The organism is Gordonia aichiensis (assembly GCF_039946255.1).
In the GTDB taxonomy this organism is placed as follows: Bacteria; Actinomycetota; Actinomycetes; order Mycobacteriales; family Mycobacteriaceae; genus Gordonia; species Gordonia aichiensis_A.
Genome location: NZ_JBCDWL010000001.1, coordinates 149048 through 169468 on the forward strand (window position 1 = coordinate 149048; position 20421 = coordinate 169468).

The window sequence follows — 20421 nt, forward strand, 5'->3', positions numbered from 1 at the left end:
GTGGGACGGGACGAACGGGAGGCGGCGGTGATCAGTTGTTGACGCGACCGAGGTAGTTGCCGTCGCGCGAATCGATCTTCAGCTTGTCGCCGGTGTTGATGAACAGCGGAACCTGCACCTCGGCGCCGGTCTCCAGCGTCGCAGGCTTGCTGCCGCCGGTCGAGCGGTCGCCCTGCAGGCCCGGATCGGTGTGCTTGACCTCGAGCTCGACGGTGACGGGCAGTTCCACCGACAGGGGCGCACCCTCGTGGGTGGAGACCTGCACGGTCATGTTCTCGAGGAGGAAGCGGGCACCGTCGCCGACGGTCTCGGGCGCGATGTTGATCTGCTCGAAGGTCTCGCCGTCCATGAAGACGAAGTCGGCGCCGTCGTTGTACAGGTAGGTCATGTCGCGACGGTCGACGGTCGCGGTCTCGACCTTGACGCCGGCGTTGAAGGTCTTGTCGACGATCTTGCCCGACAGCACGTTCTTGATCTTGGTGCGCACGAAGGCGGGGCCCTTGCCCGGCTTCACGTGCTGGAACTCCAGGATCTGCCAGAGCTGGCCCTCCATCTTGAGGACGAGGCCGTTCTTGAAATCGGCGGTCGACGCCATATGTGTGTTCTCCTCGGACGTGTGTTCAGAGCGCGCGCAGCGCTCGGGGGGTGGTCGTGAGCAATCGTGGTCCGTCATCGGTGACGACCAGGGTGTCTTCGATGCGGACGCCGCCGCGCCCGGGGAGGTAGATCCCCGGTTCGACGGTGACCGTTGCGCCGACAGGCAGTGTACCGCTCGCGGCGGCACCGATTCCCGGACCTTCGTGGATCTGCAGACCCACCCCGTGACCGAGCCCGTGCACGTAGTACTCGCCGTAGCCCGCGTCGGCGATGACCCGGCGCGCCGCGGCGTCGACCTCGGCCAGCTCCGTCCCCGGCACGAGGGCCTCGCGACCGGCCTGCTGCGCGGCCTGCACGAGTCGATGGATCTCACGCTGCCACTCCTGCGGTTCACCCAGCACGAACGTGCGGGTCATGTCGGAATGATACCCGCTGCTCACCGCCCCGAAATCGATCTTGACCAGGTCGCCGACCGCGAGCACCGCGTCGGTCGGCCGGTGGTGCGGAATCGCCGAGTTCGCGCCGGTCGCCACGATCGTCTCGAAGGCGATCGCGTCGGCTCCGTCGGCGTACATCTGCCATTCCAGATCGCGGGCCACCTCGCGTTCGGTGCGGCCGGCGGCGATCGCACCGCGCTCGATCAACTCCCCCAGCGCCCGGTCGCCGATCCGGCACGCGGACGTGATCAACTCCACTTCGTCGGCGTCCTTGACGGTCCGCAGGGCCTCCACGGCGCCGCGCAACGCGGTGAGGTCGGCGTCGACTTCCCGCGCCTGATCGGTCAGCTCGCCGAACAGGGCGATGCTCATCGCATCCCCCTCCACACCGATCCGCAGTCGCGCCCGACCGCGGGCGGCCGCGGCCAACAGCGCCGAGGCCGTGTCGCGGGAGATCTCGGCCGTCAGATCGGGCACCTGTTCGGCGATCTGCGCGAGGTAGCGGCCGTCGGTGGCGACGAGATCGGCACGCTCCTCGGCGGTCTCGCGGTCGGTGCCGCGAGCCCAGACGAGCACCGCGCCGTTGCTGCCGGTGAAGCCGGTCAGATAGCGCACATTGACCAGGTCCGTGACGAGGAGGGCGTCGACCCGACCGTCGGTCGCCTCGCTGCCCAGCCGGGCCGCCAGGGCCGCGCGCCGTGCCGCGTGCCTGCCGTTCCCACCGCTCATCTCCGTGCCGCCTTCCTGCCTCCGATGACGCACTTCGCGCATGTCACCGTTGTTGAACATGTTCTACCCCGGTATGGTGCTCCCATGAGTTCGTGGCTTCTGCGGGGCGTCGTGATGTCGATCGTGCACATCGCCGCCCGAATCATCCTGGGTGTCGTCGTCATCACCGCACCGCTGTCCTCACCGCTGGGCCGCTGGCTCGCCGTCATCGCCGTCGTGCTGGTGGCGGTGATCTGGGGCGGCCTCGACGGTATCAAGGATGCCCGCGCCCACACCGATCCCGACGACTACGAGGATCTCACGATCCGCTGGCTCAAGGTCGGCCTGTTCGCCGCCGTCGTCTCCTGCCTGACCTGCTGGATCCTCGGCACCTTCTGGCTCAACGGTATCGGCCAGGCGGCGTTCTGGATCGAGATGACCGCGGGCGTCTCGTTCATCACCCTGATCACCTACCTGCCCGCCTTCTTCGGGGTGAGCCTGGGCCGCTTCTTCGTTCGCCGCGACCAGCGCAAGGCCGAGCAGGCCGCCGAGGACGCCGCCGAGGCGCAGACAACCCAGTTCGCGACCACCGCCTGACACTCCAGACGAACAAGCGAGATCGGCCGGGAATCCCTCGCGGGACTCCCGGCCGATCTCGTCTGTTCGGGTCTACAGCATGACCGGGCCGGAGCCCTTGCCGCCCGCGGCGGCGACGGCCGAGTAGGCCGCGGCCAGCAGTGTCGGGTCGGGGCCCTCCAGGCGGCCCGGCTTCGCCAGTCCGTCGAGGATGACGAACCGCAGCATGCCGGACCGGTTCTTCTTGTCCCCGGCCATCGTCTGCAGGAGTTCGTTGAAGGCGGCCTCGTCGTAGCCGGTGGGCAGGCCGACCAGTTCCAGGATCCGACGGTGACGGTCGGCGGTCTCGTCGTCGAGGCGGCCGGCCAGGCGCCCGAGTTCGGCGGCGAAGACCATGCCCACCGAGATCGCGGCTCCGTGACGCCACTTGTAACGCTCCCGGCGTTCGATCGCGTGCCCGAGCGTGTGACCGTAGTTGAGGATCTCGCGCAGCGAGGACTCCTTGAGGTCGGCCGACACCACATCGGCCTTGACCTGCACCGACCGTCGGATGAGCTCGGGAAGCACCGGGCCGGTGGGGTCGAGCGCGGCCGCCGGATCGGCTTCGATCAACTCGAGGATCACCGGATCGGCGATGAAGCCGGTCTTGATGACCTCGGCCAGACCGGCGACGATCTCGTTGTGCGGGACCGTCTCCAGCGTCGCGAGGTCGATGAGCACGGCGTCGGGCTCGTGGAAGGAGCCGACCAGGTTCTTGCCCGCGTCGGTGTTGATGCCGGTCTTGCCGCCGACGGCGGCGTCGACCATCGCCAGCAGCGTGGTCGGGACGTGGATCACGCCGATGCCGCGCATCCAGGTGGCGGCGACGAAGCCGGCGAGGTCGGTGGCCGCGCCGCCGCCCAGGCTGATGACCTTGTCGTTGCGCTTCATCCCGATGCGACCGAAGACCTCCCAGCAGAAGGAGGCCACACCCAGATCCTTGCCGTCCTCGGCGTCCGGGATCTCGACGCGGTGCGCGTCGAAGCCGCGCTCGGCGAGGTAGGCGCGGATCTGTTCGGCGGTCTCCAGCAGCGGTGGCTGATAGACGATCGTCACCCGGTCCGCGCCGACCGCCGCCTGGGCGACGTCGTCGAGGAGACCGCGTCCGATCGTCACCTCGTAGGGGCTGGCGGCACGCACTGCCACCTTCACCGGTTCACTCATGCGTGATCTCTCCTTCGAGTCGGGTCACCGATCCCAGTCGGTCACCGATGTCGCCGACGACGATGTCCGCCGCGCGCTCACCGTCGACGACGATGGTGGCGACGCTGCGATAGGTCTGTGTCCGCGACGCCAGCAGCGCGGCGTAGCGACCCGCGGGGTCGGGGTGATCGAGCAGGGGGCGCGAAGACGACTCGACGCGGGAGAATCCCGCGTCCGGTCCGATCTCCAGATAGATCACCGGGTGTCCCGCCAGCGCCTCGCGCACGGCCGCGGTCATGACGGCTCCGCCGCCGAGCGCGACCACGCCCCGGAACCGCGACAGCACGTCGGTGACGACGTCGGCCTCCATCGTGCGGAAGGTCGCCTCGCCGTCACCGGCGAAGATCTCCGGGATGGTGCGACCGGCACGCCTCTCGATCTCGTGGTCGGTGTCGCAGAAGTCGACGCCGAGGTCGGCGGCCAGCGCGCGGCCCACCGTCGACTTGCCCGCCCCCATCGGGCCCACCAGCACGGCGACCGGGCCCGTCATGCCCGGTCGCTTCGTGTCCGGGCTCGTCATGCCTGGGGGTGCGGCGGCCGGGCCTCGATGGCCGCCAGGTAACCGCGCAGGTTGGCGGCGGTCTCGGCCGCGGAGTCGCCGCCGAACTTCTCCAGCGCCGCCTGTGCGACCACCAGCGCCACCATGGCCTCGGCGACCACGCCCGCGGCGGGCACCGCGCACACGTCGCTGCGCTGATGGATGGCGGTCGCGGCCTCACCGGTGCTCATGTCGACGGTCGCCAGGGCGCGGGGCACCGTGGAGATCGGCTTCATCGCCGCCCGCACCCGGATGCTCTCGCCGTTGGTCATGCCGCCCTCGAGGCCGCCGGCGCGGTTGGTGGAGCGCAGCACGCCGTCGGCTCCGGGCACCATCTCGTCGTGCGCCTGGCTGCCGCGGCGACGCGCGGTCGCGAAGCCGTCGCCCACCTCCACGCCCTTGATGGCCTGGATGCCCATCAGCGCGCCGGCCAGGCGCGCATCCAGGCGGGTCTCGCCGCTGACGTGGGAGCCCAGGCCCACCGGCACACCCGTCGCGATCACTTCGACGACGCCGCCGAGGGTGTCGCCGTCGCGCTTGGCCGCCTCGATCTCGTCGATCATCGACTGCTCGGCGGCCTTCCCGAACGCCCGTACCGGGCTCGCGTCGATCGCCTCGAGGTCGCCGTACTCCGGCGCCGGACCGTCGTACGGTTCGCTGGCGCCGATCGAGATGACGTGCGAGACGATCTCGATGCCGAACACCTGCCGCAGGAAGTTCCGCGCGACCGTGCCCGCGGTCACCCGCGCGGCCGTCTCGCGCGCGCTGGCGCGTTCGAGGACGGGGCGGGCGTCGTCGAAGCCGTACTTGAGCATCCCCGAGTAGTCGGCGTGGCCGGGTCGGGGGCGGGTCAGCGCCGCGTTCCGCGCACTGCCTGCCAGTTCGTCGGGATCGACGGGGTCGGCCGACATCACCTGCTCCCACTTGGGCCACTCGGTGTTTCCGATCTCGACGGCCACTGGGCCGCCCATCGTCAGCCCGTGTCGGACGCCGCCGACCATCGTGACCTGGTCGGCCTCGAACTTCATGCGGGCGCCGCGCCCGTAACCGAGCCTGCGGCGGGCGAGCTGTTCGGCGATGTCCGACGAGGTGATCTCCACCCCGGCGACCATGCCCTCGACGAGGGCCACGAGAGCCGGCCCATGGGATTCTCCGGCAGTTATCCAACGCAACACAGGTCAATTGTTTCAGAAGCCCCGGCGGTGGTCACCGCCAGGCCATCATCACCAGCGTGGCACCGGCCAGGGCCGGACCGTGACGCACCCGCCCCCGCCGAGCCAGACCGGCGATCACCAGGGTGCCGACCGCCGCCAGGACCACGACGAGGGCCGCGACCAGCGGATCGGCGGCCAACGCGCCGCACGGCACGGCCAGCTTCACGTCTCCGCCGCCGCACTGCCGCCGTAGGAAGGCGATCAGGTACGGAACCGTCGCGACCGCCACGGGCAGGACCAGCGACGGGCGGCCCGCCACCGCCGCCCCGGTCACCAGCAGCGCCGGGCCGACGAGCGCATTGGGGATCAACCCCGTCCGCCGGTCGGTCTCCGCCACCGCCACCAACCAGATCGCCGCGATCCACCCCATCGCCCGATCGTGCCCGGACCGGCGGGACAGGCGCCACCGCGGCATCCACAGGGTGGCTACAGGTCGAGCGCGGCTACCGGTAAAGCGGCGGCTACAGGTCGAGCGCGGCCGCCATCGCCTCGCGCGGCGCGGGCAGCCCGGTGAACTGCTCCACCTGGCTGTAGGCCTGATTCAACAGCATCACCAGCCCGCCGACCACGGTGCCGCCCGCCGCCGACACGGCGGCCGCCAGCGGCGTCGGCCACGGATCGTAGATGACGTCGACGAGCCGCGCGGTGTCGGCGACAGAGGTCACCAGGGACGCCGCGGCAGAGGCGGGCACCGTCGACACCGTGACGTCGGTGACTGCGCATGCGGTCCGCAGCGTCCGGTCGTCGTCGAAGGCGATGAACTGCGCGGTCATGCCGAGCGTCTGTGCCAGGTCGAGGACGCCGCGGGCCCGTTCGGCACTGCGTGCGACGACCGACACCTCGCCGATGCCCGCGTCGGCCAGGGCCGCCAGCGTGGGCAGAGCGGTTCCGCCCGCGCCGATCAGCACCGCCCGTCGCGCCTGCGCGGGAAGCCCGGCGGCGCGCAGTGCACCGGCCATGCCGTCGATGTCGGTGCAGTCGGCGCGCCAGCCCTCGTCGGTGCGGACCAGAGTGTTGGCCGAGCCGACGAGTTCCGCGCGCCGAGTGCGCACGTCGGCGACGGCCAGGGCCGCCAGCTTGCCCGGCATGGTGACCGAGAAGCCTGCCCACTCCGGCCCGGCCGCGCGGACGCGGCCCGGAAGCTGCTCGGCGGTGGTGTCGATGGCCTCGTACGTCCACCCGGTCAGCCCGAGCGCGGCGTACGCGGCGCGGTGCAGCGCCGGCGACTTCGAGTGCGCGACCGGCGAGCCCAGCACTGCCGCGCGACGCGGCCCGTCGCCCGTCATTCGCACCCGGTCGTCAGCAGCTTGTTCTTGCACGCGACCTCACGATTCTTCTTCTGCTGGTCGTAGGTGCGCGAGAAGAGCGTGGTGCCCTCCTTGTCGACGGTCACGAAGTACAGCCAGTTGCCGTCGGCCGGATTGAGCGTGGCGTGCAGCGCCCGCTCCCCGACCGCACCGATCGGCGTGATCGGCAGCCCCTTGTGCTGGTAGGTGTTCCAGGCGTTCTCGTCCTTGTACGCCTCACCGAAGACGTCGATGTTGGTGATCCGCGCGGTGTAATTGGCGGTCGAGTCCATCTCCAGCCGCTGGTCGACCTTGAGTCGGTTGAGGATCACGCGCGCGACCTTCGGGAAGTCCTCCTCCTTGCGCGCCTCCCGCTCCACGATCGACGCCGTGGTCAGCGTCTGGTACGGGTCCAGGCCGGTCTCGTTGGCGCTCTCGAGCCCCCAGGCGGTGAAGCGGTTCGCCGAATCGGAGATCAGCCGATGCAGCAGTTGGACGGCATTCAGGCGGGGATCCAGATCCTCCCAGGCGCCGGCGGCGATCAACCCCTCGATCCGGCGGTGATCACGACCGAGCTGATCGAAGGCGGCCCGCGCCCAGGACGGAATGCCCAAGTCGGTGGCGCTGGCGCTCTCGGCGGCCTTGACCAGCTGCGGCACGGTGACGCCGTAGTCGCCGTCGTCGGTCTTGACGGTGGTGGCCGCCGCGATCTTCTCGAAGATGCCCGGCGTGGACTTTCCGTCGATGCCCTGTTTGGTGTCCAGCTGCAGCCCGTCGGGCAGGACCATGAATCCGGCGCGGTTGGCCGGATCCTGCATGTGCGCGACGGCGGACTGGGCCGACAGTCCCTTCGGCAGCTTGTAGAAGCCCGCCGAGACGGTGTCGTTGCCGGTGGCGTCGACGAAGGCGTTGCGGCTGCCCACGACGCCCGCGGCGGCGAGGGTGTCGCCGATGCCCCGAATCGACGAGTCCGCCGGGATCTCGACGAGGACCACGCCGTGACCGGTGGTGCTGCTGTAGTCGGTGTTGGAGTCGAAGACGCCGAGCGCCTTGAGCGCCAGACCAGACAGGACCAGGACGATCACGATGGCGATCACCAGGATGCTCAGCAGCACCTTCCGATTGCGGCGTCGGGCCGGCATCGCCCGCTCCACGACCTCGTCGTCATCGCCGTCGAAGGGCCCGGAGTCGACAGCACCGGATGCAGGGACACCTGGAGCGGAGGTCTCGGAAGCATAGGCCTCGGGAGCATAGGTCTCGGAAGCGGAGGTCTCGGGCGCGAAATCGGCCCGGCCCGGGCCCGCCGGGATCTCGACCGGCTGAGCGCGGACCGGCTCGGCCGCCAGCGGCACCTCGGTCTCACGCCGGTACTCGTACGCGGGCTCGGGACGACCGGGCGCTGTGTAATCGGGCGCTGTGTAGTCGGGCGCTGCGTAGTCGGGCGCTGCGTAGTCATCGGGTCCGGCGTCGAGGATGTCGAACAGTCCGGTCGGAGCCGGCGGCGGGGTCGGTTCAGGCCGCGGCGCCGGCTCGGGCACCGGCGGGTTGATCACGGTCGGCGGCTCCGCCGCCTGCGGCGAGGTGCGCGGAGCGGTGAAACTGACCCCCTCCACCTCCGTCGGCCGGTACTGGACCTGGAAGTACGGGGACGGTTCCCCGGCCGGGGGCTCCGGCGTCCGATACTCGATCGTCGGATCGGGCAACGAGTCGCCGACCCGCACGATCGGAATGCTGCCGGTGGTCGTCGGATCGCCGGGTGCCCGACGTCGCCGATGACGATGCCCCGGCTGCCCGTCACCCATCGACTCGGTGAAGTAGCGGCGGCGGTCGGACTCCGACGGCCCCCCTCCCGAGCGGCGCGGGTCGTCTCGATCAGACACTTGGAAAAATCCTCCTCGTCGGTTCGGGCCTCACCGGCCCCGAACTCATCGTCGAGCGTCCAGCCATCCCTGAAGGATAGCGACTGCTGCGGCCTGATCCACGACGGCACGCGCGTTGATCGCCTTCACCCCGGAAGCACGCAGCGCCGCGGTCGCGGTCACCGTCGTGAGCCTCTCGTCGGCGAATTCTATTGGCACGTCGTCGAGTTCGGTCGCCAACTGCCTACCGAAACCGCGTGCGGCCCGCACCGCGGGCCCCTCCTCGCCGCGCAGCGTGCGGGGCAGTCCGATCACCACGCCCACCGCCTCGTACTCGCCGATTATCTCCACGATCCGGGCGATGTCCGAGCCGTCCTTGGCCCGGCGGACCGTCTCCACGGGGGTGGCGAGGATTCCGTCGGGATCGCACACGGCGACCCCGACGCGGACGCTTCCGACGTCGATCGCGATCCGACGCCCGCGCGGCTCGATCACCGGCCGCCGATGAGCTCGCGCAGCCGGGCCAGGGCCGCATCGATTCCGGCAGCGTTGGTGCCCGAGCCCTGCGCCAGGTCCGGCTTTCCGCCACCCCGCCCGGCCACGAGCGGCGCGACCTCGCGGACCAGGTCGCCGGCCTTGGCACCGGCGCCGCGCGCGGCGTCGGTGGTGCCGATCGCGAACGGCACCTTGTCGCCTGCGGCCGAGAACAGGGCGATGACGGCGTTGCGGTCGGCGACGCGGCCGCGCAGGTCGGTGACCAGCGAGCGCAGTCCGTTCGCATCCAGGCCGTCGGCCACCCGGGCGGCCACCACCAGGGTGTCGCCGACGGTGACGCCCTGGTCGATCAGGCCGGCGACGGCGGCACGCGCCTGTTCGGCGCGCAGCGACTCGAGAGCCTTCTCCGCGTCCTTGAGCTTGTGAACCAGCTGCTCGACCCGGTCGGGCACCTGGTCGGACGGCACCTTCAGCGACGCCGCGAGCCCGGCCATCAGCGCCCGCTCCTTCGACAGGTAGCGGAACGAGTCCATGCCGACATAGGCCTCCACGCGGCGGGTGCCCGACCCGACCGAGGACTCACCGATGACGGTGATGGGGCCGATCTGGGCCGAGTTCGCCACGTGGGTGCCGCCGCACAGCTCCATCGAGAACGGGCCGCCGATCTCGACGACGCGCACCTGGTCGCCGTAGTTCTCGCCGAAGAGCGCCATCGCACCCATCGACTTGGCCTTGGCCAGGTCGGTCTCGAAGGTGTTGACCTGGTAGTTGGCTTCGACCGCCTGGTTGGCGATCTGTTCGATCTCCTCGCGCTGGCGCTCGGTCAGTCCGGTGCCCGCGTGGAAGTCGAAGCGCAGGTAGCCGGGTCGGTTGAGGGAGCCGGCCTGCGTGGCCGTGGGGCCGAGGACCTGCCGCAGCGCGGCGTGCACCAGGTGGGTGCCCGAGTGGCCCTGTGTGGCGCCGTGCCGCCAGCCGGCGTCGACCGCCGCGAGCACCTCGTCGCCTTCGACGATCTCGCCCTCGTCGACGACGACCTTGTGCAGCCAGACCTGCTTGCCGACCTTCTGCACGTCCTGAACCGACAGGCGCACGCCGTCGCCGGTGGTGATGGTGCCGCGGTCGGCGAGCTGACCGCCCGACTCCGCGTACAGCGGGCTGCGGTCGAGGATCAGCTCCAGTTCGGTGCCCGGCGCCGCCGACCGCACGCGGGTGCCGTCGGCCACCAGACCGAGGACGCGGGCCTGCGAGACGAGTTCGTCGAATCCGGTGAACTCGGTCGGACCGCGGTCGAGGAACTCGCGGTACACCGAGTGGTCGGCGTGCGAGGACTTGCGGGCGTTGGCATCGGCCTTCGCACGACGACGCTGCTCCCCCATCAGCTCGGCGAATCCGTCGCGGTCGACCTCGAGTCCGGCCTCGGCGGCCATCTCCAGCGTCAGGTCGATCGGGAAACCGTAGGTGTCGTGAAGGGTGAAGGCGTCGTTGCCGCTGATCGAGGTGAGCCCGGCCCGCTGCGTCGCTTCGGCGGCCTCCGAGAACAGTTTCGAGCCGGCGCTGAGGGTCCGCGCGAAGGTCGTCTCCTCGGCGACGGCCACCGAGACGATGTGGGCGCGCTGCGCCTCCAGTTCGGGGTACGACGGGCTCATCACATCGATGACGTCGCCGATGATCTGCTCCATCACAGGCTTCTCGGCGCCGAGCAGGCGGATCGACCGCACGATGCGCCGCAGCAGTCGGCGCAGGACGTAGCCGCGGCCGTCGTTGGACGGCACGACGCCGTCACCGATCAGCATCGCGGCGGTCCGCGCGTGGTCGGCGACCACGCGGAACCGGACGTCGTCCTCGTGGTTGCCTGCGCCGTAGCCGCGACCGGTCAGACGCGAGGCGAGGTCGATGATCGGCTTCATCAGGTCGGTCTCGTACACGTTGTCGACGCCCTGCAGCAGGCAGGCCACGCGCTCGATGCCCATGCCGGTGTCGATGTTCTTCTTCGGCAGCGGACCGAGGATCTGGTAGTCGTCCTTGCTGGTGCCCTCGCCGCGTTCGTTCTCCATGAACACGAGATTCCAGATCTCGATGTAGCGGTCCTCGTCGGCTTCCGGACCGCCCGGGGCGCCGTAGTCCGGTCCGCGGTCGTAGAAGATCTCCGAGCACGGGCCGCACGGGCCGGGCACGCCCATCGACCAGTAGTTGTCGGCCATCCCGCGACGCTGGATCCGCTCGGCGGGCACACCGATCTCCTCGCGCCAGATGCGCTCGGCCTCGTCGTCGTCGAGGTAGACCGTCGGCCACAGCCTGGTCGGGTCGATGCCGTATCCGCCCTCTTCGACCGGGTTGGTCAGCAGCTGCCACGCGAAGGTGATGGCCTCGCGCTTGAAGTAGTCGCCGAACGAGAAGTTGCCCGCCATCTGGAAGAAGGTGTTGTGGCGCGTGGTGATGCCGACCTCCTCGATGTCGAGGGTGCGCACGCACTTCTGCACGCTGGTGGCCCGCTCGTAGGGCGGGGTCTGGTCACCGAGGAAGTAGGGCTTGAAGGGCACCATGCCTGCATTGACGAACAGCAGATTCGGATCGTCGAGGATCAGCGAGGCGCTCGGCACCTCGGTGTGTCCGGCCCGGATGAAGTGATCCAGGAAGCGCTTCCGGATTTCATGCGTCTGCACTGCGGCGGTGTCCTTCGTTGAAGTCTGGCAGGAATCAACAGTCGAGTTTACGCTGCGATCAGACTCCGCCCGCGCCAGCGCCCCCGTGTGCGCGAACGCCTATCTACTCGAACGCCCGTGTGCTCGGACGCCTACGGGCTCGGACGCCGCGCCGACGCTCCCCGAGAACGCAGGCCGCGCACGATGGAGCGGAGCCGACCGACGCGGGGCAGCAGTTCCCGCTCGAATCCGTGGTCGGTCGGTTCGTAGTAGTCGACGCCGACGAGCGCGTCGGGCGGATACTGCTGAGCCAGGACGCCGTCGGGGTCGTCGTGCGGGAACCGGTAACCGACCGCATTGCCCAGTTTGCGCGCCCCCGCATAGTGGCCGTCGCGCAACGCCGGCGGCACCGCGCCCGCCTTGCCCGCGGCGATGTCGGCCATCGCCTTGCCCAGCGCCGCGGTGACCGCCCCCGACTTGGGTGCGGTGGCCAGATGAATGGTGGCCTGCGCCAACGCCAGCTGCGCCTCGGGCATGCCGACCAGCTGTACCACCTGTGCCGCCGCGACCGCCGCCTGCAGCGCCGTCGGGTCGGCCATGCCGACGTCCTCGCTGGCGTGGATCATCAGTCGCCGCGCGATGAACCGTGGATCCTCGCCCGCACTGATCATCCGTGCCAGATAGTGCAGCGCCGCATCCACGTCCGAGCCCCGGATCGATTTGATGAACGCACTCGTGACGTCGTAGTGCTGATCGCCTGCCCGGTCGTAGCGGACCGCCGCCCGATCGATCGCCGCCTCGACGTCGTCGACCTGGATCGACCCGCCGGCCTCGGCGGCGTCGGCGCTGGCCTCCAGCGCGGTGAGCGCGCGCCGGGCGTCACCGCCCGCGACGGCCACCAGGTGGTCGACGGCGTCGTCGGTCAGCTCCACCGCGCCGTCGAGCCCGCGCGGGTCGGCCACCGCCCGCCGGAGCACCGTGGCCACGTCCTCGTCCGACAGCGAACGCAGTTGCAGCACCAGCGATCGCGACAGCAGCGGTGCCACCACCGAGAACGACGGGTTCTCGGTGGTCGCCGCGACCAGCAGCACGATCCGGTTCTCGACGGCGTCGAGCAGGGCGTCCTGCTGGGTCTTGGAGAAGCGGTGCACCTCGTCGATGAACAGTACGGTCTGCTGGCCGTGCGCGAGGCGGCGGCGCGCCATGTCGATGACCGCGCGGACCTCCTTCACCCCCGACGAGAGCGCCGACAGCGCCTCGAAGCGCCCGCCGGTGGCCTGGCTGATCAGCGAGGCCATCGTCGTCTTGCCGGTGCCGGGCGGCCCGTACAGCAGGACCGAGGCCGCCCCCGAGCCCGCGATCAGCCGGCGCAGCGGTGCGCGCTCGCCCAGCAGGTGCTCCTGCCCGACGATCTCGTCGAGCGAGGCCGGCCGCATCCGCACCGCCAGCGGTGGTCGCGGCGGCTCCTCCGAGCCGCCGCCGCGGTCGGTCGGTTCGGGTTCGTCGGCGAACAGCGACTCGGTCACCCTCGCACCGCTCTCACCCGAACCAGTAGACGCGCAACGCTTCCTGCAAGCGGTCGGCGCCGTCGATGAAGCTCTCCTCGGCCCCCACCGCCTCCGCGGCGTCGGCCAGATCGGCCCACCGCGACAGCACCACGCGGGCGTCGGTCGTGTGCAGCGCCCAGTCGTGTCCGCTGACCCATTCCTGATCCCCGGAACCGCGGATCATCCAGTAGGTCGACAGCCACACCCACAGGGCCCGCGCCTGGAAGATGCGCCGGCCGAGCGACCGGTCGCTGATCGACGGCCACAGCGGCTTCACCTCGCCGCGCCAGGCGTCGACCAGCGACTTCTCCAGGTCGAGTCGTTCGGCGAGGACATCGGTCGACAGACGCGCCGGGAAGGTCGCCAGCGCGTAGGCGACGTCGAGCGTCGCGTCCCGGAAGACACCCCATTCGTAGTCCATGAACTGGACGCCGTCGCCGTTGATGAGGATGTTCTCCGGCCCCACGTCGGCGGGGCTGAACGCACGGAAGTCGCCTTCGTCGAACAGGTTCAGCGCCTCGGTCAGGAACTCCCGCGAGCCGGGTGCGAACTCGGCGTCGATCGCGGCCAGCACCTCGTCGTAGGCGGCCACCGCGGCCGCCGCCTCGTCGGCGATGCCGCCGCCGGCCGCGGTGACGCGCGACTGCTTCCCGCCGCGGTCCTTCCCGCTGATGCGCAGGAGGGTCGCGAAGTCCTCTTCGCCGCCGAGGGTCGCCGCATGCATCCGCCCCAGCGCCTGGCCCCAGGCGCTGACGCCCCGCTCCACCTCGTCGGCGTCGGTGGAGCCGAGCAGATCGACCATCGACCGCCCGTGACCGAGATCGGTCAGGACCAGCACGCGCGCCTCCAGTTCGGAGGCGAGCAGCTGCGGTCCCGGACGGGACCGGGTCGGCAATGCGGTGGCGTAGCGGTACGAGGCGATCTCGCGCAGCACCTGTGACGCCGGGGTCTGCTCGTCGAACGCCTTGACCACCACGGTGCGGTCGAGAGAGACCGGGTTGTCGAGCACTCGGACCCGCAGGACCGTCGAGCGGCCGGTGCCGCCGAGGTCCTCGGGGCCGTCGAGCTTCACCGCGGTACCGGCCCGTTTGGCGAGCACCCCCTCGGCCGCTTGCAGGACCGCGGCGATCCGTTCGTCAGCGATTACGGTCATATCGTCCTCAGGCTTCGGGTGCCTTCGCTTCGGGTGCCTTCACTGCAGCTTCCTTCACTGCGGCTTCCTTCACTGCGGCTTCCTTGACTGCGGGCTTCTGCGGCTTGGCGTCGATGCCGCTCTCCTTGCGCTGCTCGGGAGTGATCGGCGCCGGCGCGTCGGTCAGCGGGTCGACGCCGCCGCCCGACTTCGGGAAGGCGATGACCTCGCGGATCGACGGCTCGCCCGCCAGCAGCGCGGTGATGCGGTCCCAGCCGAAGGCGATGCCGCCGTGCGGCGGCGCACCGTACGAGAAGGCGTCGAGCAGGAAGCCGAACTTCTCCTGCGCGTCCTCCTCGCTGATGCCCATGATCTTGAACACGCGTTCCTGCACGTCGCGACGGTGGATTCGGATAGAGCCGCCACCGATCTCGTTGCCGTTGCAGACGATGTCGTAGGCGTAGGCCAGCGCCTCGCCCGGGTTCTGCTCCAGGGTGTCGAGGCATTCGGGCTTCGGCGAGGTGAAGGCGTGGTGAACGGCCGTCCAGGCACCCGCGCCGACGGCGACGTCGCCCGCGGCGGTCGCATCGTCGGCGGGCTCGAACAGCGGCGCGTCGACGACCCAGGTGAACGCCCAGTCGCCGTCCTTGATCAGGCCGAGCTTCTCGGCGATCTCACCGCGCGCGGCGCCCAGCAGAGCGCGCATGGCCTTGGTCGGTCCGGCAGCGAAGAAGATGCAGTCGCCGGGCTGTGCGCCGACATGAGCGGCGATGCCCTCGCGCTCGGCGTCGGAGATGTTCTTGGCGACCGGCCCGGTGAGGGTGCCGTCCTCCTGCACCAGCACGTACGCGAGCCCCTTGGCGCCGCGCTGCTTGGCCCACTCCTGCCACGCGTCGAGCTGACGGCGGGGCTGCGAGGCGCCGCCGGGCATCACCACGGCGCCCACGTACGGGGCCTTGAACACGCGGAACGGCGAGTCGGCGAAGAACTCGGTGCACTCCACGAGCTCGATGTCGAACCGCAGGTCCGGCTTGTCGCTGCCGAAGCGACGCATGGCGTCGGCGTAGGTCATCCGCGGGATCGGCGTGGTCAGCTCCACCCCGATCAGCTTCCACAGCGCCGCCAGGATCTCCTCGGCGAGAGCGATCACGTCGTCCTCGTCGACGAAGCTCATCTCGATGTCGAGCTGCGTGAACTCCGGCTGACGGTCGGCGCGGAAGTCCTCGTCGCGGTAGCAGCGGGCGATCTGGTAGTAGCGTTCCATGCCGGCCACCATCAGCAGCTGCTTGAACAGCTGCGGGCTCTGCGGCAATGCGTAGAACGAGCCCGGCTGCAATCGCGCGGGCACCAGGAAGTCGCGGGCACCCTCCGGGGTCGACCGGGTCAGGGTCGGGGTCTCGATCTCGACGAAGTCGTGCGCACCGAGCACCGCACGGGCCGCGGCGCTGACCTGCGAGCGCAACCGGATCGCCTTGGCCGGGCCCTCCCGACGCAGATCCAGGTAGCGGTGGCGCAGGCGAGCCTCCTCACCCGGATGCTCGTCGAGCTGGAACGGGAGCGGTGCCGACTCGTTGAGCACCACCAGTTCGCGGGCGTTGAGCTCGATGCCGCCCGACGCGAGGGCGGCGTTCTCACTGCCCTCGGGCCGCAGCTCCACCTGGCCGGTCACCTGCACGCAGTACTCGGCGCGCAGTCGGTGCGCCGCCTCCGCGACCTGCTCGTCGCGGAAGACCACCTGCACCAGCCCCGAGGAGTCGCGCAGATCGATGAACACGACGCCTCCGTGGTCGCGTCGGCGCGCCACCCATCCGACGACGGTGACGGTCTGCGAGGCGTCGCCTGGACGCAACGATCCGGCGAAATGAGTGCGGAGCACTGGGTTCCTTCCTTCTGCGCAGCACGAAGCTGCCAGGATGCAAGCTGTTCCGGACAATTCTACGGACTGCCACCGACACGCCGACAGTCGCCCACGACTCGTCTCGCTGTCGCCCACGACTCGTCGCTAATGTGTGTCCATGACGTTTCAGGGGAACGGACCGCTCGACACCGGCGGGGTGTCCGCCGGCGGGTCGGGCGGCGGCGGTGGATTCGGTGGCGGACGGATCGCGCTCGGCGGCGGCGTCGGACTGGTCGTCACGATCGTGGCGCTGCTGTTCGGCCTGAATCCCGGGGACATCCTCGGCGGTGCCGATCCGGGCAGGCAGGCCGCGCCCGGCGGCCAGGGGGCGAGCAGCAATCAGGCGCTCCAGGAGCACATCGACTCCTGCACCATCGAGAAGGCGAACACCGACGACGTCTGCCGCATCGTCGCCACCACCAACAGCTTGAACCGCGTGTGGTCGCAGCAGATGAAGGGATACACCCAGCCGAAGACGCGGATCTTCAGCGGCAGGATCAACACCGCCTGCGGCGCGGCGTCGTCGGCGATGGGCCCGTTCTACTGCCCCGCCGATCAGACCGCCTACTTCGACCCGTCGTTCTTCGCCGACCTCAAGCGCATGGGCGGATCCGACGGTCCGCTCGCCCAGGAGTACGTCGTCGCCCACGAGTTCGGCCACCACGTCGAGAACCTGACCGGAGTCCTGGCGAAGGGGCAGCGGATGGGCAACGCCGGCTCGGTCCGCATCGAGCTGCAGGCCGACTGCCTGGCCGGGGTGTGGGCCTACCACGCCGACAAGGGCCCCGACGCCATGCTGGCACCGCTGACCGAGGAGCAGATCCAGACGGTCATCCAGTCCGCCCAGGCCATCGGCGACGACACCATCCAGGGATCGCGGTCGAACCCGGAGAGCTGGACGCACGGTTCGGCCGCGCAGCGGGTGCGGTGGTTCAAGATCGGCTACCGCAACGGCAATCCGCGCCAGTGCGACACCTTCTCGACCAACGACCTCTGACTACTCGACCAACGACCTCTGACTTCTCGACCAGCGACCTCCGACGTCGCCGGCACGACGGTCGAGGCTCAACCCGGCGCCGGCTCAGTCCGGCGCCGGCTCAGCCCACCGCGGGGTCAGCCCAGCGCTGCGAGAACGGTCGACACCGTGTCGTCGAGCCCGATCTTGCGCTGCGAACCGTTCGAGAGGTCCTTCAGCTCGATCGTCCGCTCCTCGAGTTCGCGATCGCCCAGGACCAGCGCCAGCCGCGCGCCGGACCGGTCGGCGGCCTTCATGGCGCCCTTGATTCCGCGGTCGCCGTACGCGAGGTCGACGCTGACGCCCGCCGCCCGCAGCTGCGCCGCCACGGCCACCAGCTCGCTCTTCGCTGCCGCGCCGAGCGGGACGCCGAAGACCTGCACACGTCCCTCGCCCGCCACCGAGACGCCCTCGGCCTGCAGGGCCAGAACGGTGCGGTCGACGCCGATGCCGAAGCCGATGCCGGACAGGTCCTGCTTGCCGCCGATCTGCCGCATGAGGCCGTCGTACCTGCCGCCGCCGCCGATGCCCGACTGCGCGCCGAGGCCGTCGTGGACGAACTCGAACGTGGTCTTGGTGTAGTAGTCCAGGCCGCGGACCAGGCGCGGGTTGATGACGTACTCGACGCCGAGGCGGTCCAGGTGTGCGCGGACCTGCGCGAAGTGCTCCCCCGCGCTCTCACTGAGGTGATCGAGCATCAGCGGGGCGTTCGCGGTCATCTCCTTGATCTCGGGCCGCTTGTCGTCCAGTACGCGCAGCGGATTGATGGCCGCGCGTTCCCGGGTGGCCTCATCCAGGTCGAGGCCGAACAGGAACTGCTGCAAGGCTTCCCGATACTGGGGACGGCAGGTGTCGTCGCCGAGGGAGGTGAGTTCGAGCCGGTAGCCGGACAGGCCCAGCCGCCGGTAGCCCTCGTCGGCGACGGCGATCACCTCGGCGTCCAACGCCGGATCGTCGACGCCGATCGCCTCGACACCGACCTGCTGGAGCTGCCGGTAACGCCCGGCCTGGGGTCGTTCGTAGCGGAAGAAGGGACCCGAGTAGCAGAGCTTGACCGGCAGTTGGCCGCGGTCGAGACCGTGCTGGATCACCGCGCGCATCACGCCGGCGGTGCCTTCGGGCCGGAGGGTCACCGACCGGTCGCCGCGATCGGCGAAGGTGTACATCTCCTTGCTGACCACATCGGTCGACTCGCCGACGCCGCGTGCGAACAGCGCGGTGTCCTCGAAGATCGGCAGCTCGATGTGCCCGTATCCCGCGCGGTGCGCGGCCTCGGTCAACGCGTTGCGTACTGCGAGGAAGTCCGTCGAAGCGGGCGGGTAGTAGTCGGGAATGCCCTTCGGTGCCGCAAACTCTCCACTCACAGTCCGAAACGTCCTTTCTTCTTGGCTTCGGGAAGATCGAGCAGGAACGGGTTGGAGGCCCGCTCGGCGCCGATCGTCGTCTGGGGTCCGTGACCCGGCAGGATCACGAGGTCGTTGTCGCGGCCCATCAGCTTCTCGGCGATCGAGTCGAGGAGTTGCCGGTGGTCGCCGCCGGGCAGGTCGGTGCGCCCGATCGAACCATTGAACAGTACGTCGCCCGCGAAACAGACCGGCGCGGCGTCCGGCGAGAGCAGCACGCTTCCCGCCGAATGGCCGGGCGCATGGTCGACGCCCCAGCGGATGCCCGCGGCGTCGACGTCCTCGCCGTCGACGAACTCGATGACCTTCTCCGGTTCGGTGAAGGTCATGTCGCCGATCATCGACGACAGGGCGCTGCCCAGGCCCATGCCGGGGTCGGTGAGCATCGACCGGTCGTCGGCGTGGATGTAGACGGGGATCGAGTACTCGTCGGCGAGTTCGGTGGCGTTCCAGGTGTGGTCCAGATGGCCGTGGGTCAGGAAGATCGCCACCGGCGTCAGCTCGTACTCGGCCAGTGCCTGACGCACCATCGACGCCGCGTCCTGCCCCGGATCGATGATGACCGCGTCCTGACCGCGATCGTGCGCGACCAGATAGCAGTTGGTCTGGAACATGCCAGCGGGGAACCCGGCGATCAGCACGGTGGTGGACCTCCTCGTCAGCGCCCGGTGGTCTGCCCGGACGACACGTCGGGTGCCATTGTCTCATCGGCTTCCCAGGACCCTGCGATAGCATGGTGCGCGCTGCCGTGACAGCGTCGATTTCACGGTGCCCCACCCCGCAGCCGCACAGGAGGTTCCACCAGCGTGTCGTCCAACGAAGAGCGCCGCGACGCCGCCCGCCGCAAGCTCGAGGAACGCCTCGAACGCGAGCGCCACATCGCGCGCCAACGGCGGATCACGATCATCTCGGTCTGCAGCGTGGCCGTGCTGGCCGCGGCCGCGGTCGGCGGCTACTTCTACTACCGCCACTGGGACGACAAGCGGAACACCGACTGCACCTACACCAAGGCCGCGAACGACTGGGACAAGACGCTCAAGTCGATCGAGGAGCAGGTGAAGGCCGCGCCAGCCGATCAGAAGGCCGAGGGCGAGAAGTACCTGGCGTTCATGCGCGAAGGCGGCAAGAACGTGCGGACCTCCCCGATGCCGCAGAGCCGCACCCGGAACACCGGGACCGTCGACTGGACGTTGAAGACGAATCTCGGCGAGATCCCGATCACGCTCGACCGGTCGTCGGCGGCGTGCAATGTGAACGCGCTGATCTCGCTGACCGAGAACAAGTACTACGACGGAACCGACTGCCACCGGCTGGCTGAGTCGGCGAAGCTGCACGTCCTGCAATGCGGCGACCCGACCCGCACGGGTGCGGGCGCCCCCGGCTGGACGAGCCCGGATGAGAATCCGACCGACCTCAAGCCCGGCGAGATCAATCCGCAGATGCTCCAGCTGGGCATGACGCCGCCGGTGATCTACCCGCGCGGCACCGTCGCGATCGCCAACCGGAACGACGAGCAGAGCGGTGTGACGAACACCGGCAGCGCCCAGTTCTTCATCGTGACCAAGGATTCGGAGCTGCAGCCGACGCTGTCGGTGGTCGGCAAGGTCGACGAGGCCGGGATGAAGATCGTCGACAAGGTCGTCGCCGGTGGCATCGACCCCGGCCCCGTCGGCACCCCGACCAGCGGCTTCCCCAAGACCCCGCTGAAGATCGAATCGGCCTCGATCAGCTCGTAGCCCGCCCGGTCTCGATGCGCTCCGTCGCTCCGCTCCTGCGCCCCAGGCTGATCGAGTAAGCCTGCGAGCAAGCGCATCGAGATCCACCCGCACCCCC

18 protein-coding genes are annotated in these 20421 nt (G+C 69.9%); 3 read left to right on the forward strand and 15 right to left on the reverse strand.

Annotated elements, in window-relative coordinates; genetic code table 11:
- Positions 1-31: 31 nt before the first annotated feature.
- Entirely contained in the window at positions 32-595 is a 564-nt protein-coding gene (gene efp, locus AAFO60_RS00675; RefSeq protein WP_347954233.1) for an elongation factor P, read from the reverse strand.
- A 25-nt stretch (positions 596-620) separates the two neighbouring features.
- Positions 621-1763, reverse strand: coding sequence for an aminopeptidase P family protein (locus tag AAFO60_RS00680; RefSeq protein WP_347954234.1), 1143 nt, complete (start codon positions 1761-1763; stop codon positions 621-623).
- A gap of 84 nt (positions 1764-1847) precedes the next feature.
- Here AAFO60_RS00680 and AAFO60_RS00685 point away from each other — a divergent pair, with 84 nt between their 5' ends.
- A complete protein-coding gene (locus AAFO60_RS00685; protein ID WP_347954235.1) occupies positions 1848-2339 on the forward strand; it encodes a B-4DMT family transporter in 492 nt (163 codons plus the stop codon).
- 72 nt (positions 2340-2411) lie between these two features.
- On the opposite strand, the gene aroB is transcribed toward AAFO60_RS00685, so the two are convergent.
- The 11 genes from aroB to aspS all read right to left on the reverse strand — a co-directional run bounded on the left by aroB (position 2412) and on the right by aspS (position 16149).
- A complete protein-coding gene (gene aroB, locus AAFO60_RS00690; RefSeq protein ID WP_347954236.1) occupies positions 2412-3521 on the reverse strand; it encodes a 3-dehydroquinate synthase in 1110 nt (369 codons plus the stop codon).
- Positions 3514-4050 (reverse strand): shikimate kinase, encoded by a 537-nt coding sequence (locus AAFO60_RS00695; protein WP_347954237.1) that lies wholly within the window; start codon positions 4048-4050, stop codon positions 3514-3516. The genes aroB and AAFO60_RS00695 overlap by 8 nt, the downstream gene beginning before the upstream one ends.
- A 26-nt stretch (positions 4051-4076) precedes the next feature.
- The gene (aroC, locus tag AAFO60_RS00700) at positions 4077-5273 is read right to left on the reverse strand and encodes a chorismate synthase (protein WP_347954238.1); all 1197 of its coding nucleotides are present in this window, start codon (positions 5271-5273) and stop codon (positions 4077-4079) included.
- Positions 5274-5304: 31 nt separating this feature from the next.
- Positions 5305-5682, reverse strand: coding sequence for an A24 family peptidase (locus AAFO60_RS00705; RefSeq protein WP_347954239.1), 378 nt, complete (start codon positions 5680-5682; stop codon positions 5305-5307).
- 91 nt (positions 5683-5773) lie between these two features.
- Positions 5774-6598: a shikimate dehydrogenase gene (locus tag AAFO60_RS00710; RefSeq protein ID WP_347954240.1), complete on the reverse strand. Its 825-nt coding sequence runs from the start codon at positions 6596-6598 to the stop codon at positions 5774-5776.
- Entirely contained in the window at positions 6595-8478 is a 1884-nt protein-coding gene (locus AAFO60_RS00715) for an endolytic transglycosylase MltG (RefSeq protein WP_347954241.1), read from the reverse strand. The genes AAFO60_RS00710 and AAFO60_RS00715 overlap by 4 nt, the downstream gene beginning before the upstream one ends.
- Before the next feature lie 45 nt (positions 8479-8523).
- Positions 8524-8952 (reverse strand): Holliday junction resolvase RuvX, encoded by a 429-nt coding sequence (gene ruvX / locus AAFO60_RS00720; protein WP_347954242.1) that lies wholly within the window; start codon positions 8950-8952, stop codon positions 8524-8526.
- Positions 8949-11615: an alanine--tRNA ligase gene (gene alaS, locus AAFO60_RS00725; RefSeq protein ID WP_347954243.1), complete on the reverse strand. Its 2667-nt coding sequence runs from the start codon at positions 11613-11615 to the stop codon at positions 8949-8951. The genes ruvX and alaS overlap by 4 nt, the downstream gene beginning before the upstream one ends.
- A 131-nt stretch (positions 11616-11746) precedes the next feature.
- The gene (locus tag AAFO60_RS00730) at positions 11747-13108 is read right to left on the reverse strand and encodes a replication-associated recombination protein A (RefSeq protein ID WP_347954631.1); all 1362 of its coding nucleotides are present in this window, start codon (positions 13106-13108) and stop codon (positions 11747-11749) included.
- A gap of 25 nt (positions 13109-13133) precedes the next feature.
- Positions 13134-14294: a hypothetical protein gene (locus AAFO60_RS00735; protein WP_347954244.1), complete on the reverse strand. Its 1161-nt coding sequence runs from the start codon at positions 14292-14294 to the stop codon at positions 13134-13136.
- Between the two features lie 7 nt (positions 14295-14301).
- Positions 14302-16149 carry an aspartate--tRNA ligase gene (aspS, locus tag AAFO60_RS00740; protein ID WP_347954245.1) on the reverse strand — a complete coding sequence of 616 codons (1848 nt, stop codon included), beginning with the start codon at positions 16147-16149 and terminating at the stop codon, positions 14302-14304.
- Positions 16150-16288: 139 nt separating this feature from the next.
- Here aspS and ypfJ point away from each other — a divergent pair, with 139 nt between their 5' ends.
- Positions 16289-17167, forward strand: a complete 879-nt coding sequence (gene ypfJ / locus AAFO60_RS00745) for a KPN_02809 family neutral zinc metallopeptidase (protein WP_347954246.1) — start codon at positions 16289-16291, stop codon at positions 17165-17167.
- Positions 17168-17283: 116 nt separating this feature from the next.
- Here ypfJ and hisS read toward each other — a convergent pair whose 3' ends face one another.
- Complete coding sequence (gene hisS / locus AAFO60_RS00750) at positions 17284-18549, reverse strand: histidine--tRNA ligase (RefSeq protein WP_347954247.1); 1266 nt, start codon at positions 18547-18549, stop codon at positions 17284-17286.
- Positions 18546-19229 (reverse strand): MBL fold metallo-hydrolase, encoded by a 684-nt coding sequence (locus AAFO60_RS00755; protein WP_347954248.1) that lies wholly within the window; start codon positions 19227-19229, stop codon positions 18546-18548. The genes hisS and AAFO60_RS00755 overlap by 4 nt, the downstream gene beginning before the upstream one ends.
- A gap of 165 nt (positions 19230-19394) precedes the next feature.
- On the opposite strand from AAFO60_RS00755, the gene AAFO60_RS00760 reads away from it, so the two are divergent.
- Positions 19395-20324, forward strand: a complete 930-nt coding sequence (locus AAFO60_RS00760) for a peptidylprolyl isomerase (RefSeq protein WP_347954249.1) — start codon at positions 19395-19397, stop codon at positions 20322-20324.
- The last annotated feature ends 97 nt before the right edge of the window (positions 20325-20421 follow it).

Coding starts and splice junctions, on each gene's coding strand:
- AAFO60_RS00735 (WP_347954244.1), bottom strand. CDS start 14,294: ATGACCGTAATCGCTGACGAACGGATCGCCGCGGTCCTGCAAGCGGCC.
- AAFO60_RS00695 (WP_347954237.1), bottom strand. CDS start 4,050: ATGACGGGCCCGGTCGCCGTGCTGGTGGGCCCGATGGGGGCGGGCAAG.
- AAFO60_RS00685 (WP_347954235.1), top strand. CDS start 1,848: ATGAGTTCGTGGCTTCTGCGGGGCGTCGTGATGTCGATCGTGCACATC.
- AAFO60_RS00680 (WP_347954234.1), bottom strand. CDS start 1,763: ATGAGCGGTGGGAACGGCAGGCACGCGGCACGGCGCGCGGCCCTGGCG.
- efp (WP_347954233.1), bottom strand. CDS start 595: ATGGCGTCGACCGCCGATTTCAAGAACGGCCTCGTCCTCAAGATGGAG.
- AAFO60_RS00710 (WP_347954240.1), bottom strand. CDS start 6,598: ATGACGGGCGACGGGCCGCGTCGCGCGGCAGTGCTGGGCTCGCCGGTC.
- aroB (WP_347954236.1), bottom strand. CDS start 3,521: ATGAGTGAACCGGTGAAGGTGGCAGTGCGTGCCGCCAGCCCCTACGAG.
- ypfJ (WP_347954246.1), top strand. CDS start 16,289: ATGACGTTTCAGGGGAACGGACCGCTCGACACCGGCGGGGTGTCCGCC.
- AAFO60_RS00705 (WP_347954239.1), bottom strand. CDS start 5,682: ATGGGGTGGATCGCGGCGATCTGGTTGGTGGCGGTGGCGGAGACCGAC.